The following is a 14992-nucleotide window of genomic DNA, read 5'->3' on the forward strand; positions in this document are numbered from 1 at the left end:
AGGAGTCCTTCACAACCCGGGAGTCCTTCTGGTCCCGGGAGTGCTTCTGCTCCCGGTGGCCCCCGGGAATCCCGTGACCCCAGTGATTCCGTGCAAGACCCGGTGAAAGGATCCGTGTCGTGATCGTCGTCGCAGGTGAGGCCCTGATCGACCTGGTGCAGGACGCGGGCGGCCCGCTGGCCCCGCTAGCGCCTCGGCTGGGCGGGGGCCCGTACAACACGGCGATCGCCCTGGGCCGCCTCGGCTCCCCCACCGCGTTCTGCTCACGGGTGTCGTCGGACGCCTTCGGAGAGGCGCTGCTCGACGGGCTGCGGGCGGCGGGAGTGGACGTGTCCCTGGTGCAGCGGGGCGCGGAGCCGACGACGCTGGCCGTGGCCTCGCTGGGGGCGGACGGCTCCGCCCGGTACTCGTTCTACGTGGAGGGGACGGCGGACCGGCTCTTCTCGGCGCCCGAGGGGGTGCCGGAGGGGCTGCCCGAGGGCACCCGGGCGGTGTCGTTCGGTACCTGTTCGCTGGTGCTGGAGCCCGGTGCGAGCGCCTACGAACGGCTGCTCCGCGCGGCGGCGTCGCAGGGGGTCTTCACAGCGCTGGACCCGAACATCCGGGCCGTCCTGATCCCCGACGCCGACGCCTACCGCGCCCGCTTCCGCTCCTGGTTGCCGTACACCGGCCTGCTGAAGCTGTCGCAGGAGGACGCCGACTGGCTGGGCGGCACCCCCAAGGAGTGGCTTTCGGCCGGGCCCGCGGCGGTGGTGGTGACACACGGTGCGGAGGGGTTGACGGTGCTGACCCGGGGCGGGGAGGTCACGGTGCCGGGTGAGCGGGTCGATGTGGTCGACACCATCGGTGCCGGGGACACGGTGAACGCAGCGCTGCTGCATCGGCTGGCCGCGTACGGTGCGCTCTCCGTGGAGGCGGCGGGCGCGCTGGGTGAGGGGGCCTGGCGGGACATCCTGGGGTATGCGGCTCGGGCCGCCGCGCTCACCTGTTCCCGGCCGGGGGCTCAGCCGCCGTTCGCCTCCGAGCTGGCCTAATCGCCCGGCCCTTGCGCAGTTCCCCGCGCCCCTGTCCGGGGTTGGTGCGGTTGGCTCCTCGCCGGTGGTCGGCGGCCGGTTGCTCGCGCAGTCCGCGCGCCCCTCGCTGCGGGGCCTTGCTGTCGCGTTGGGACCACCGGCCGGTGACCGGTCGCTCGTGCGGTTCCCCGCGCCCTCGTCCAGCCGCCCGCGGTCGCGTTCAGGCCGTCGGCCGGTGATGGTTGCTCGCAAAAGTCCCCGCGCCCCTCATCGCGGCCCTTGCGGTCGCGTTCAGGCCGGCGGTCGGTGGTCGGGGGCTTGTGCAGGGGTGGGCGGGGCTGAGGGGCCGGGGCGCTTGGGTGTCCCCAGCCCCTCAGCGTGAGGCTGGGTCTTACCTGGAGCGCTTGCGGGTGCCGTTGCGCTTGACGGTTGTCTTCTTCACGCGTGCCGTCGCGTCGCTGATCTGCTCCGGGTCGAGGATGTCGCGCAGGAACTTGCCGGTGTGGCTGGCGGGGATCCCCGCGACCTCCTCCGGGGTGCCTTCGGCGATCACCAGGCCGCCGCCGCTGCCGCCCTCGGGGCCCATGTCGACGACCCAGTCGGCGGTCTTGATCACGTCGAGGTTGTGCTCGATGACGATGACCGTGTTGCCCTTGTCGACGAGGCCCGACAGGACGGTGATCAGCTTGCTGATGTCCTCGAAGTGCAGGCCGGTCGTCGGCTCGTCGAGCACGTAGACCGTGCGGCCGGTCGAGCGCTTCTGCAGCTCGCTGGCGAGCTTCACGCGCTGGGCCTCGCCTCCCGAGAGCGTCGGCGCGGGCTGGCCGAGCCGGACGTACCCGAGGCCGACGTCATTGAGCGTGCTCAGGTGCCGGGCGATCGCGGGCACCGCCTCGAAGAAGTCGAGCGCCTCCTCGATCGGCATGTCGAGCACCTCGGAGATCGACTTGCCCTTGTAGTGCACCTCCAACGTCTCGCGGTTGTAGCGCGCGCCGTGGCAGACCTCGCAGGGCACGTACACATCCGGGAGGAAGTTCATCTCGATCTTGATGGTGCCGTCGCCGGAGCAGTTCTCGCAGCGGCCGCCCTTCACATTGAACGAGAAGCGGCCCGGCTGGTAGCCGCGCACCTTCGCCTCGGTGGTCTCCGCGAAGAGCCGCCGGACGTGGTCGAAGACGCCCGTGTACGTCGCGGGGTTCGACCGGGGGGTGCGGCCGATCGGTGACTGGTCGACGTGCACCACCTTGTCCACCAGGTCGTCGCCGTCCACGCGGGTGTGCCGGCCGGGGACATTGCGGGCGCCGTTCAGCTCGCGGGCCAGGTGGGTGTAGAGGATGTCGTTGACCAGCGTGGACTTTCCGGAGCCGGAGACTCCGGTGACGGCGGTGAGCACACCGAGGGGGAAGGCGACGTCGATGTCCTGGAGGTTGTTCTCCCGGGCCCCGCGCACGACGAGCCTGCGGGCGGGGTCGACGGGCCTGCGCACGGCGGGCGTCACGATGGACCGCTGCCGGGACAGGTAGGCGCCTGTGATCGACTCCTGGTTGGTCAGCAGCTCCTTCAGGGGGCCGCTGTGCACGACCTTGCCGCCGTGCTCGCCCGCGCCGGGACCGATGTCGACGACCCAGTCGGCGACCTTGATGGTGTCCTCGTCGTGCTCGACGACGATGAGGGTGTTGCCCATGTCGCGGAGCCGGACCAGGGTCTCGATCAGGCGGTGGTTGTCGCGCTGGTGCAGGCCGATCGACGGCTCGTCCAGGACGTAGAGCACGCCCACGAGGCCGGAGCCGATCTGGGTCGCGAGCCGGATACGCTGAGCCTCGCCGCCGGAGAGGGTGCCCGCGGCGCGGTTCAGGGAGAGGTAGTCCAGGCCGACGTCGACGAGGAAGCGCAGCCGCTCGTTGACCTCCTTGAGGACACGCTCGGCGATCTTCTTGTCGCGGGCGTTGAGGGTGAGCCCGCGGAGGAACTCGGCGCAGTCGCTGATCGACATCGCGGAGATGTCGGCGATGGACTTCCCCATGACCGTGACGGCGAGGACGACCGGCTTGAGGCGGGTGCCGTCGCAGGTGGGGCAGGGCACCTCGCGCATATAGCCCTCGAAGCGCTCACGGCTGGCGTCGCTCTCCGCCTCGCTGTACCGCCGCTTCACGTACGACACGGCACCTTCGAAGGGGGTCGTGTAGACCCGCTCGCGGCCGTAGCGGTTGCGGTAGCGGACCTCGATCTGCGTCTTGTGGCCGTTCAGCAGGGCCTTCCTCGCGCGCTGCGGCAGGCCCGCCCAGGGGATGTCGGTACGGAAGCCGAGTGCGTCGGCGAGGGCCCCGACGAGACGCCCGAAGTACTCCTTGGTGTGGCCGTGCGACCAGGGGTGGATGGCGCCCTCGTCGAGGGACTTCTCCGGGTCGGGGACGATCAGCTCGGGGTCGACCTCCATGCGCGTGCCGATGCCGGTGCAGTCGGGGCAGGCGCCGAACGGGGAGTTGAAGGAGAAGGAGCGGGGCTCCAGCTCCTCGAAGGAGAGGTCGTCGTACGGGCAGTAGAGGTGCTCCGAGTACATCCGCTCGCGCTCGGGGTCGTCCTCGGGGAGGTCGACGAAATCGAGCACGACCATGCCGCCGGAGAGGCCGAGTGCGGTCTCCACCGAGTCCGTCAGGCGGCGCTTGGCGCTGTCCTTGACGGTGAGGCGGTCGACGACCACCTCGATGGTGTGCTTCTCCTGCTTCTTCAGCTTGGGCGGGTCGGAGAGCTGGAGGGTCGTCCCGTCGACCCTGGCGCGGCTGTAGCCCTTCGTCTGCAGGTCGGAGAAGAGGTCGACGAATTCGCCCTTGCGCTCGCGCACCAGCGGGGACAGCACCTGGAAGCGGCTGCCCTCGGGCAGTTCGAGCACCTTGTCGACGATCGCCTGCGGCGACTGCCGGGTGATCGGGCGGCCGCACTCCGGGCAGTGCGGCTTGCCGATGCGCGCGAACAGCAGGCGCAGGTAGTCGTAGACCTCGGTGATGGTGCCGACCGTGGAACGCGGGTTGCGCGAGGTCGACTTCTGGTCGATGGAGACCGCGGGCGACAGGCCCTCGATGAAGTCCACGTCCGGCTTGTCCATCTGCCCGAGGAACTGCCGGGCGTACGAGGACAGGGACTCGACATAGCGCCGCTGGCCCTCGGCGAAGATCGTGTCGAACGCGAGCGAGGACTTGCCGGAGCCCGAGAGACCCGTGAAGACGATGAGCGAGTCACGCGGGAGGTCGAGCGAGACGTTCTTCAGATTGTGCTCGCGCGCGCCACGGACGATGAGACGGTCGGCCACGCCGGTCCGCACCTTTCTTGAGAGAAGACGACGAGGGCGGGGCCCCCGTCTCCCACAGGCTATGGGGGGCCGCCGTCAGCGAGGGGCGGGGTCGCCTGGTCGCTGGAAGAAGCTGTCATGTCCTGGAGCATCACTCGCATGCTGCCCCGGACTACCAAGCATGCCCGATGCCTCGACCGAGGGTATAGCACGTGCATTCGATTTGCGGAGGCGGGCGACCGGCTTCACCCGAACGTGTGGCACGGCTATGGTCGAAGCCATGATCGATCATGTGCGCGACCTTGAGTCTGTACGTGACGCGACGGAGCGGCTGCTCGGCGCAGTCGCCGGCCTCGCCCCCACGGCCGTGGCCGAACCGTCCCTGCTGCCCGGCTGGACCCGGGGGCACGTCCTCGCCCATCTCGCCAGGAACGCCGACGCCCTGGTGAACGTCCTGGCCGGCCGTCCCATGTACGGGAGCGCCGACACGAGGGAGGCGGACCTGGAGCGGGACGCGCCGCGCCCCCTGGACGTGCAGCTCGCCGATCTCCGCGCCGTTGCGGACCGCTTCCAGGAGGCCGCCGCGGCACCCGCGGACTGGTCCCGCACGGTGGTGCTGCGCAACGGCGTCACCGACAGCGCGTCCCGCGTGCCCTTCCGGCGCCTGGTCGAGGTCGAGCTGCACCATATCGACCTCGGCATCGGCTACACCCTGGAGTCGCTCCCCGGGGACTTCACCGAGCGAGCCCTCGACTATCTCGCCCAGCGCTTCGCCGGACACCGGGACGTACCCGCGACCACGCTGGCCGCCGACGGCGACCGCACCCGGGAGACCGGCACGGGCGCGGCCGGCGGCCCGGTACACGTCAGCGGCTCCCCCGCCGACCTGCTCGGGTGGCTCAGCGGCCGGCGCGACGGCACCGGCCTGAAGGTCACCGGCGGGGGCCTTCCCGCACTGCCAGCGCTGTAGGCCGCCGCCGAGCGGCCGCCGGCCGCGGCGAACCGGCCACAGGACCGGATCCGGCCGCCCATGGCCACCGGATCCGCTCCGGCGGGCGGGTCCGCTCCGGCGGGCGGACGGGTATGCCCGCCCTGCCCTCCAGGCCCACGCTGTCTGCGTAGGCTGCGTGCCATGACATACACCGGAGAGGTGCGGGTCGGCGGGCCCGCTGATGTGCACGAGCTGCAGGAGCTGATGATCTCCAAGGTGGCCGTCGGCCCCATGGACAACAACGCCTATCTGCTGCGCTGCCGTGCCACGGACGAACAGCTCCTGATCGACGCGGCGGCCGACGCCTCCACCCTGCTGACACTGATCGGCGACGACGGCATCGCCTCGGTCGTGACGACACACCAGCACGGCGACCACTGGCAGGCTCTCGGCGAGGTCGTCGCGGCGACCGGGGCGCGCACCTATGCCGGACGGTATGACGCCGAGGGAATCCCCGTGCCGACCGATGTGCTCGTCGAGGACGGGGACACCGTGCACGTCGGCCGGGTGGCGCTCACGGCCCGCCATCTGGTGGGCCACACGCCGGGCTCGATCGCGCTGATCTACGACGATCCGCACGGCCACCCGCACGTCTTCACGGGCGACTGCCTCTTCCCCGGGGGCGTCGGCAACACCCGCAAGGACCCGGTGGCCTTCGCGAGCCTGATCAATGACGTGCAGACCAAGATCTTCGATCCGCTCCCCGACGAGACCTGGGTCTATCCCGGGCACGGCAACGACACCACGCTCGGCGCCGAGCGCCCGCACCTGCCCGAGTGGCGCGAACGCGGCTGGTGAGCACCGGCGGCCGGACACCCCCGGCCGCCGGCACCGGCGCGCCCGCGACAGACCCCCGCGCAGCCCGCGCTCGGCGGGCGGAACCAGCAGCAGGGCAGGCAGTACGGCCGGCAGCACCAGCAGCAGGACGCCCAGCAGTACGTTCATACCCCGATCGTGGCACCCCCCACTGACAATCGGCCCCGAGCGCCCCGCGGCAGACCCCTGACCAGGCACTATTCGCCTCTGTGCGGACCACACTCCGGACCGTGGCGCCGCGGAGACGTGCGGAGCACGCGGCCACGGGGGGCGCGGAGTACGCGGCACGGGGGGCGCGGAGTACGCGGCACGGGGCAGGCACGGAGCCCGTGGGGCGGACACAGCGGCCGGGCGGAGGCGGCGTAGGCGGCCCCGGCCTCGGCTCGACCCCCGGCCGGAGCCCTACGCGCGTGCCGCGGCAGGCGCCAGCAGGGCCGCGATGCGCTCCACCGCGAACGCGTAGCCCTGGATGCCGCAGCCCGCGATCACCCCGTCGGCGCGGCGCGAGACGTACGAGTGGTGCCTGAACTCCTCGCGCCGGTGGATGTTGGAGACGTGCACCTCCAGGACGGGCAGGCCGTCGCAGGCGTGCAGCGCGTCGAGGATGGCGACGGAGGTGTGGGAGTAGGCGCCGGGGTTGATCACGATGCCCGCGTGGTGTTCGCGGGCCTCCTGGATCCAGTCGACGAGCTCGCCCTCGTGGTTGGACTGCCGGGCGTCCACCGTCCCGCCGTGTGCCGCCGCGGTCCGGGCGCACAGGGCCTCCACGTCCGCGAGCGTCTCGGAACCGTAGATCTCCGGCTGGCGCTTGCCCAGCAGGTTCAGGTTGGGGCCGTTCAGGACCATGATCGGGGCGGTGGCGAGGGTGCGGGGCACGGGATCCTCCGGGCTTTCGGCAGCGTTCCGGAGACGGTCTATCACGCTGCGCACGGCCGCTTTTCACGGTGGTGCGCCCACTTTCACGGTGGTGCGCCGGCTTTCACGGTGGTGCGCCGGTTTCCCGCGGTGGTGCGCCGGTTTCCCGCGGTGGCTCGCCGGTTTCCCGCGGTGGCTCGCCGGTTTCCCACGGTGGCGCGCCAGCTTCGGAAGTGACGCGCCGGCTTTAAGGTGGTGCGCCGGCCTGGGGCGCCCGCCTACGCTCCGGACATGACCGCGAGAGGTTCCGACGGCTTCGTCACGCCGCCCAAGCCCGCCCCCGGCGACCGGATCGCCGTCGTCTCCCCCTCCGCGGGCCTGCCGGAGATCTTTCCACGCCCTTACGAGCTGGGACTCGACCGGCTCCGCAGGGAGTTCGGGCTCGAACCCGTCGAGTACCCCACGACACGGAAGATGGGCGCCTCGCCGCGGCAGCGCGCCGACGACCTGCACGCGGCGTTCGCCGACCCGTCCGTGAAGGCGGTCATGGCGAGCATCGGCGGCGACGACCAGATCACCGTGCTGCCCCTGCTGGATCGCGCGCTGCTCCGGGCGAACCCGAAGCCGTTCTTCGGCTACAGCGACAACACCAACCTCCTCGCGTACCTCTTCGGCTCGGGCATCGTGGGCTACCACGGCGCCACCGTGATGGTCGAGCTGGGCCGCCCGGGCGCGATGGCGCCGCTGACCGCCGAGTCGCTGCGCGCCGCGCTCTTCACGTCCGGCCCCTACCAGCTGCGGCCCGCGGACCGCTTCACCGACGTCAACCGTCCCTGGCAGGACCCGCGGACGTTCGACGCCGAGCCGGTGACCGAGCCGGGTGGCGGCTGGATCTGGCACCGCCCCGAGCGGATCGTGTCCGGCCGCTGCTGGGGCGGCAATCTGGAGAACGTCTCCTGGCTGCTGGCCGCGGACCGCGAGATTCCCGATCCCGCATTCCTGGACGGCGGCGTGCTGTTCCTGGAGACGTCCGAGGAGCTGCCCAGTGACGTCGAGGTCTTCCGGATGCTGCGCAACATGGGCGAGCGGGGGCTGCTGCGGCGGTTCTCCGCGCTGCTGATGGGCCGCGCCAAGGCCTGGTCCTTCGAGCGCCCCCAGGACGCCGCCGCGAGGGCACGTCACGGGAGGCTACAGCGCGAGGCCGTGCTGCGCGCGCTGGCTGCGTACGCCCCCGACATGATGACCGTCTTCGATGTGGACCTCGGCCACACGGACCCGCAGGTGGTGATCCCGTACGGCGGCGAGGTGCGGGTGGACGGCCCGGCGCGGAGCATCACGGTGACGTACTGAGGCACGTCGGCGTCACAGTGAGGAGAGGCGGTCAGGCCGTCGGCTCCGGCTCCGGCTCCGGCTCCGGCTCCGGCTCCGGCTCCGGCTCCGGGGAACCGTACTGAGGCGCGTCAGCGCCTTCTCCAGGACTCCGGGTGGTCCTCGGGCGCCCTCGTGGCCCCCGTTCCGTGACGGGGCTCGGGGCGCCGCCGGGACTGCTCCGCCTCCACGCCCGTCCGGGGCTCCTGAGGCCCGGACGGCTCCGCAGGCCCCGTGGGTCCCGTGGGCCCCGGCGGCTCCGCGGACCGTGTGGTCTCTGTGCGCTCTGTGGGCTCTGTGCGCTCAGCCGGCTCCGTGGGAGCCTGCCGTGCGGAGGCCATCAGGCTGGTGATCGTCGTGACGATGAGAACCACGCAGATGACACCCAGCGAGATCGGGGTGGAGATCTCCGGGGCCGGCACACCCGTCTCGTGGAGGGCGTGCAGGATCAGCTTGACGCCGATGAAGCCGAGGATGATCGACAGCCCGTAGCTCAGGTGCACCAGCCTCCTGAGGAGGCCGCCGAGGAGGAAGTAGAGCTGCCTGAGGCCCATCAGCGCAAAGGCGTTGGCGGTGAAGACGATGTACGGGTCCTGGGTGAGGCCGAAGATCGCGGGAATGGAGTCGAGCGCGAAGAGCACATCGGTCGTGCCGATGGCGAGCATGACGACCAGCATCGGCGTCATGACACGCTTGCCGTTCCGGCGGATCCACAGCCTGGTGCCGTGGTAGCGGTCGGCCACACCGAACCGCCGCTCCAGGGACCTCAGCAGCCGGTTCTCCTCGAACTCCTCCTCGTGTCCGCCCTTGCGGGCGTCCTGGATCAGCTTCCAGGCCGTCCAGACGAGGAAGGCGCCGAAGATGTAGAACACCCAGGCGAAGCTGGCGATGATCGCGGCACCGGCCGCGATGAAGGCCGCCCTGAGCACCAGGGCCATCAGCACCCCGAGGAGCAGCACCCGCTGCTGGTACAGGGTGGGCACCGAGAACTTCGCCATGATCAGGACGAAGACGAAGAGGTTGTCGACGCTGAGCGACTTCTCGGTGATGTAACCGGCGGCGAACTCCCCGGCCGGCTGCCCGCCCGCGAACACCATCAGCCCGACACAGAAAAGCGCCGCGAGGGCCACCCAGATGGCGGTCCACGCCCCGGCCTCCCTGATGGACACTTCGTGAGGAGTGCGGCCGATGACGAAGTCGGCCGCGATGAGCACGGCCAGACCCGCGATGGTCAGGACCCACAGCGTCAGGGAAACGTCCACTGCGCCTCCGGCAGTTCGGCACGTCAAGCTCTTGGCGTTGTCGCTGCTCGGAGGTCCCAGACGCGCGGAGCCCCCGTCACTTAAAGGAATACTACAGGTATTCCCAATTAACGGTAAAGTCAAGGGTGAAGCTCTCGCAGAGATGCTCAACGGGAGCCGGGGTGAGGGACCCCGTGCTCCCCGGGGCCGGTGGTTACCAGCAGTGGTTCCCCGGGCCGGTGGTTCCGTGGGGGCTGGTGATGTTCGGGAGCCGGCGATTCCAGGGGCGGTGAAAGCGGGGGCTCAGCGGTTCCACGGGTGACGGGCCGTCGCGACCTGCGTCAGCACCTGCTGGAGCACCCGACTGCCGGGCGGCACGCGCAGCGGCTCGTAGATCCACGCATGCCCCACCCACGGGTCGGCCAGGTGGTCGTCGGGCACCGGTGTGAGGCGCAGCAGCGAGCGCCACAGCGGGTCGAGCAGTGGTCCGTACGCGGCGGCGTCCTCGCGGGCGCCGATCACCAGCAGATGGACGCCGACGGCGGGGCCCTCGTCGGCCAGGTAGCGGAGTTGGTGCACCGCGCGGTCGTCGAAGCCGTGCGGGAAATCATGGACGATCAGCAGGTGCTGCGCGGTGTCCACGTCGGGCGGCAGGGCGTCGGCCGCGCCGCCCCGAGCCGCCATCTGGACGAGGTCCACGCGCCGGGTCAGCCGGGCGAGCACGGCCGAGATGCCGGCGGCGCCCGCGGCCGGCGGCTCGCCGAGCACACCGGAGCGCAGCAGCGGGCCGAGCGGTTCGGCGCCCGAGCCCGTGGGGTCGATGATGTGCACGGCACACTCACCCGCGGGGTGCGCGGCGAGCAGCCGTGCCGCGAGGGCGGCAGCGCTCTCCGCGGCGAGCCGGCGCAGCTCGTCGGGGCCCACGAGGACGGCGAACTCCGGACCGGTGTGACCGCAGTCGATCCACAGGCCGCGCTCCAGCGGCAGCCGTACCAGCATCGGGATGCGCAGACCGGCGCTCTCGGGCAGGTGCAGATCGCCGAGCCGCACCGCCATGGAGGGCTCGTCGGGGACCTGGTAGACCTGCCAGACGGGGTTGTCCCAGCGGGCGTAGGCGGCGGGCAGGGCGGGCTCGACGACCTCGGACTCGGCGGTGAGCTGCGCCAGGTCCCGGTCGAGCGCCTGCCGGGCCTGCTCGATCAGGTCCCTGTGCCGCTCGTCCGCCGCCGCGCGGGCGGCGTCGCCGGCGGCCCCGAGGCGGTTGCGCGGGTCGGCGAACGCCTTGTCCAGCTCCTGCTCCCGTCGGGAGTCGGCGAAGTCGACGGCGCTGCGGTAGGCCGCCATACTGCGGGCCAGGTCCTCGAACATGCCCCAGACCTGGTTGTACAGCCGCTCGTCCATGGTCCAACCGGTGGCGTCGCCCGCGACGGGCGGCGCGGGACGGTCCGGCGGTGGGGCGGACGGGGGTGAAGGGACCGCGGCAGGGCGGGCTGGGCCGGTGTGGTCGACTGGGTCCGCGCCGGGCGCGTCCGTCCTCGTGGTCTCCCCCGGATCACCCGGTGCGCCCTGCGCGGCGGGGCCCGGGGTGCCTCCGGCAGGACTCGCCTGGACGCCGGCCTGGACCGGGACGGCCGGCTGGGTGCCCGTGCCCGCCGCGGTGCCCTGGCCGGCCGGCCGTGTCCGGGTGCCCGCCGGAGGGCGGAGCGGCGGCGCCGCGACGGAGCGGGCGATGCCCTGTGCCACCGCCTCGTGGATCTCCGCCGCGTGCCGGGCTGCCTCGGGGAGTCCCTGGTCGGCGAGGAGATCGGGGAGGCCGCCGGCGTACCCCTGGCCGACGGCGCGCACCTTCCAGGCTCCCTGCCTGCGGTAGAGCTCCACCGCTATGACGGCGGACTCGGTGTCCAGGCCGGTGATGGTGTAGTTGGCGATCTCGGTGCCGTCGAGTCCGGTCACCGCGACGAAGGGAGCGGCCACCGCGCCGAACCTGGCCGGGCCGCCCACGTCCCGGGGCAGGGCGAGCAGCACGCTGACGCGGTGCACGGCGGCCTTCAGCGCGTCCAGGTCCACGGCGAGACGGTGGACGGCGGCCGCCTGCTGGGACACCTCCAGTCCCGGCAGCGTGGGCGAGCCGGGGTGGACGAGCTGGTCGGGGCCGAGCAGCCTGCCCCGCTCGTCGCCGAGTGTGGCTCCCGCCACGACCGGACTGCCGGCCGACACCCGGATCTCCAGACGGGTCCGGGTGAGGGGATGGTTCTCTCCCCTGACCAGCTCGGCCGTCATCGTCTTCGCTCCCCCTGTGTCCGGGCGGCGCCCGCCGGCACGCCCCGCCCCCACGGCCCGCGGCGCGGGCCCTTCCGGTCCACTCCGGCCGCGCCGGCCGGTCCTGTGTGCGCGTCGCCGGGCGACGCGGCGATGCGGCGCCCGTCCCCTACAGGTGCGGCAGGAGCGCCGGCATCAGGTCCTGGAAGGTGCGGCCGTTGGCAGGGGCGCCCAGGGCCGTCATCTGCCAGCCCTGACCCGAACGGTGCACCTTGGCCATGATCTGTGCGGTGTACGCGCCGCCGCCGTCGAGCGTGTAGCGGGCCAGTTCCTGGCCGTTGGTCTCGTCGACCAGGCGGCAGAAGGCGTTCTGCACCTCCTGGAACGTCTGGCCGGTGAAGGAGTTCACCGTGAAGACGATCTGGTCGATGTGGACCGGGACGCGCTGGAGGTCGACGAGGATCGACTCGTCGTCGCCGCCCTCGCCGACGCCGCCGACCAGATTGTCGCCGGTGTGCCGCACGGAGCCGTCGTCGCTGACGAGGTGGCGGAAGAAGACGACGTCCACCGGCTGCTTCTCGGCGAACAGGACGGCCGACGCATCGAGGTCGATGTCCCGGGTGCGGGAGCCGAACAGCCCGCGCCGCGGGGCCGCCTTCCAGCCGAGTCCCATGCGCACCGCGGACAGGGTGCCCCCGTCGTTCTTCTGCAGACTGATGCCCTGTCCCTTGGACAAGTTGACCGACACGCGCTCGTTCCCCTCTCGCACTGTCCCCTGGGCCGCGTTCTGCGCGGTTGTCCAAGAACCCTACGCAGCAGCCGCGACAGTGCCGCACCGCGAACGGGACTTTGTGTCGCTCTTGCAACACACCGGAGCCGCCCGGGTGTCCACGGGACACGGGGGCGTGACCGCCGGGGCGTCGCGCGCCCGTGACACGTCCTGGCGGTCAGGCCAGTCCCGCCTCCTTCATCTGCCGCAGCTCCTTCTTCATCTCGGAGACCTCGTCACGCAGCCGTGCCGCGATCTCGAACTGGAGGTCGGCGGCGGCCGCCCGCATCCGCTCGGTCATCTCCTCGATCTGCTCGGCGAGCTCGGCCGCGGGCCGGTCGGTCGGCACCGTCTCCTCGCCGCGGGCCGCCTTGCCACCCTTGGCGGCCTTTCCGGCCTTGCCTCCCGCGCCGTTCGCAGCCACGGAGGGCACCGCGGCCCTGGCACCCCTGCCGTCCTTGCCCGGCTTGCGGTAGCCGGTGCCGAGGAGCTGCTCGGTGTCGACCTCCTCGCGCGCGATGGTGGCGACGATGTCGTTGATCCGCTTGCGGAGGGGCTGGGGGTCCACGCCCTTCTCCTTGTTGTACGCGAGCTGCTTCTCACGGCGGCGGTTGGTCTCCTCGATGGCCTTCTGCATCGCCGGGGTGACCTTGTCGGCGTACATGTGCACCTGGCCGGAGACATTGCGCGCGGCGCGGCCGATCGTCTGGATCAGGGAGGTGCCGGAGCGCAGGAAGCCCTCCTTGTCGGCGTCGAGGATCGACACCAGGGACACCTCGGGGAGGTCCAGGCCCTCACGCAGGAGGTTGATGCCGACCAGGACGTCGAACTCGCCGGAGCGCAGCTCGCGCAGCAGCTCGACACGGCGCAGGGTGTCGACGTCGCTGTGCAGGTAGCGGACGCGGATGCCGAGCTCCACGAAGTAGTCGGTCAGGTCCTCGGCCATCTTCTTGGTGAGGGTGGTGACCAGGACCCGCTCGTCCTTCTCGCTGCGGGTGCGGATCTCGTGCACCAGGTCGTCGATCTGGCCCTCGGTGGGCTTGACCACGACCTCCGGGTCGACGAGGCCGGTGGGGCGGATGATCTGCTCGACCTGGCCCTTGGCGCGGGACAGCTCATAGGTGCCCGGCGTGGCCGACAGGTAGACCGTCTGACCGATGCGCTCCTGGAACTCCTCCCACTTCAGGGGGCGGTTGTCCAGCGCGGAGGGCAGGCGGAAGCCGTGCTCGACGAGGGTGCGCTTGCGGGAGGCGTCGCCCTCGTACATGGCGCCGATCTGGGGCACGGTGACGTGCGACTCGTCGATGACGAGGAGGAAGTCCTCCGGGAAGTAGTCCAGGAGGGTGTGCGGTGGGGTGCCCGGCTTGCGGCCGTCGAAGTGCATCGAGTAGTTCTCCACGCCGGCGCAGGAGCCGATCTGGCGGAGCATCTCCAGGTCGTAGGTGGTGCGCATGCGCAGGCGCTGCGCCTCCAGGAGCTTGCCCTGCTTCTCCAAATCTGCCAGGCGCTCGCCGAGCTCGGTCTCGATGTCCCGGACCGCACGCTCCATGCGCTCGGGTCCCGCGACGTAGTGCGAGGCGGGGAAGACGTGCAGCCGCTGGTCGTCGCTGATCACCTCGCCCGTGATCGGGTGGAGGGTGGAGAGCGCCTCGATCTCGTCGCCGAACATCTCGATGCGGACGGCCAGCTCCTCGTAGACCGGGAAGATCTCGATGGTGTCGCCGCGTACCCGGAAGGTGCCCCGGGTGAACGCCAGGTCGTTGCGCGTGTACTGGATGTCCACGAAGCGGCGCAGGAGGTCGTCGCGGTCGATCTCGTCGCCGACCTTCAGGGACACCATGCGGTCGACGTACTCCTGGGGGGTGCCCAGGCCGTAGATGCAGGAGACCGAGGCGACCACCACGACGTCACGCCGCGTGAGCAGGGAGTTGGTCGCCGAGTGGCGCAGCCGCTCCACTTCCTCGTTGATCGAGGAGTCCTTCTCGATGTAGGTGTCCGACTGCGGAACGTAGGCCTCTGGCTGGTAGTAGTCGTAGTACGAGACGAAGTACTCGACGGCGTTGTTCGGCAACAGCTCGCGGAACTCGTTGGCGAGCTGGGCGGCCAGGGTCTTGTTCGGCGCCATGACGAGGGTGGGGCGCTGGAGCTTCTCGATCATCCACGCCGTGGTGGCGGACTTGCCGGTGCCGGTGGCGCCGAGCAGGACGACATCCTTCTCACCCGCACGGACGCGCTTTTCGAGGTCCGCGATGGCGGTGGGCTGGTCGCCGCTGGGCCGGTACGGGCTGACGACCTCGAAGGGCGCTGAGCCGTCCCGGCGGAGCTGCTCGATGCTCTCCGGCCGGAGCTGTTCGATCTTGGATACGGGCGGCATGCATCCACGGTACGACTCCG

The 14992-nt window shown here is 71.3% G+C and carries 9 protein-coding genes and 1 pseudogene; 4 read left to right on the plus strand and 6 right to left on the minus strand.

The annotated features are described in order from the left end of the window. Positions 1-119: 119 nt before the first annotated feature. The gene (locus ACSMXW_RS05870; protein WP_485804398.1) at positions 120-1034 is read left to right on the plus strand and encodes a carbohydrate kinase family protein; all 915 of its coding nucleotides are present in this window, start codon (positions 120-122) and stop codon (positions 1032-1034) included. Positions 1035-1404: 370 nt separating this feature from the next. Here ACSMXW_RS05870 and uvrA read toward each other — a convergent pair whose 3' ends face one another. Then, a complete protein-coding gene (uvrA, locus tag ACSMXW_RS05875; protein WP_485804399.1) occupies positions 1405-4320 on the minus strand; it encodes an excinuclease ABC subunit UvrA in 2916 nt (971 codons plus the stop codon). A 259-nt stretch (positions 4321-4579) separates the two neighbouring features. Between uvrA and ACSMXW_RS05880 the strand changes: the two genes are divergently transcribed. Both ACSMXW_RS05880 and ACSMXW_RS05885 read left to right on the plus strand, forming a co-directional pair. Beyond that, positions 4580-5269, plus strand: coding sequence for a maleylpyruvate isomerase family mycothiol-dependent enzyme (locus ACSMXW_RS05880; RefSeq protein ID WP_485804400.1), 690 nt, complete (start codon positions 4580-4582; stop codon positions 5267-5269). 162 nt (positions 5270-5431) lie between these two features. Beyond that, positions 5432-6088, plus strand: coding sequence for an MBL fold metallo-hydrolase (locus ACSMXW_RS05885; RefSeq protein WP_485804401.1), 657 nt, complete (start codon positions 5432-5434; stop codon positions 6086-6088). A 420-nt stretch (positions 6089-6508) separates the two neighbouring features. Here the strand turns inward: ACSMXW_RS05885 and aroQ are convergent, their stop codons facing one another. Next, complete coding sequence (gene aroQ, locus ACSMXW_RS05890; RefSeq protein WP_485804402.1) at positions 6509-6982, minus strand: type II 3-dehydroquinate dehydratase; 474 nt, start codon at positions 6980-6982, stop codon at positions 6509-6511. Positions 6983-7252: 270 nt separating this feature from the next. On the opposite strand from aroQ, the gene ACSMXW_RS05895 reads away from it, so the two are divergent. Next, on the plus strand, positions 7253-8311 hold the full coding sequence (locus ACSMXW_RS05895; protein WP_485804403.1) for a S66 family peptidase: 1059 nt from the start codon (positions 7253-7255) through the stop codon (positions 8309-8311). Between the two features lie 320 nt (positions 8312-8631). Here the strand turns inward: ACSMXW_RS05895 and ACSMXW_RS05900 are convergent. From ACSMXW_RS05900 to uvrB, 4 genes and pseudogenes are all read right to left on the minus strand, one after another. Further along, positions 8632-9591, minus strand: a pseudogene (locus ACSMXW_RS05900) (TerC family protein); the annotation flags it as partial. A gap of 282 nt (positions 9592-9873) precedes the next feature. After that, positions 9874-11850, minus strand: a complete 1977-nt coding sequence (locus ACSMXW_RS05905; protein WP_485804404.1) for a TerD family protein — start codon at positions 11848-11850, stop codon at positions 9874-9876. 148 nt (positions 11851-11998) lie between these two features. Then, positions 11999-12577: a TerD family protein gene (locus ACSMXW_RS05910; RefSeq protein ID WP_485804405.1), complete on the minus strand. Its 579-nt coding sequence runs from the start codon at positions 12575-12577 to the stop codon at positions 11999-12001. Between the two features lie 199 nt (positions 12578-12776). Next, complete coding sequence (uvrB, locus tag ACSMXW_RS05915; protein ID WP_485804406.1) at positions 12777-14972, minus strand: excinuclease ABC subunit UvrB; 2196 nt, start codon at positions 14970-14972, stop codon at positions 12777-12779. Positions 14973-14992 lie beyond the last annotated feature (20 nt).

The organism is Streptomyces sp. DSM 116793, from assembly GCF_057320905.1.

Coding starts and splice junctions, on each gene's coding strand:
- ACSMXW_RS05880 (WP_485804400.1), top strand. CDS start 4,580: ATGATCGATCATGTGCGCGACCTTGAGTCTGTACGTGACGCGACGGAG.
- ACSMXW_RS05905 (WP_485804404.1), bottom strand. CDS start 11,850: ATGACGGCCGAGCTGGTCAGGGGAGAGAACCATCCCCTCACCCGGACC.
- uvrB (WP_485804406.1), bottom strand. CDS start 14,972: ATGCCGCCCGTATCCAAGATCGAACAGCTCCGGCCGGAGAGCATCGAG.
- ACSMXW_RS05895 (WP_485804403.1), top strand. CDS start 7,253: ATGACCGCGAGAGGTTCCGACGGCTTCGTCACGCCGCCCAAGCCCGCC.
- ACSMXW_RS05885 (WP_485804401.1), top strand. CDS start 5,432: ATGACATACACCGGAGAGGTGCGGGTCGGCGGGCCCGCTGATGTGCAC.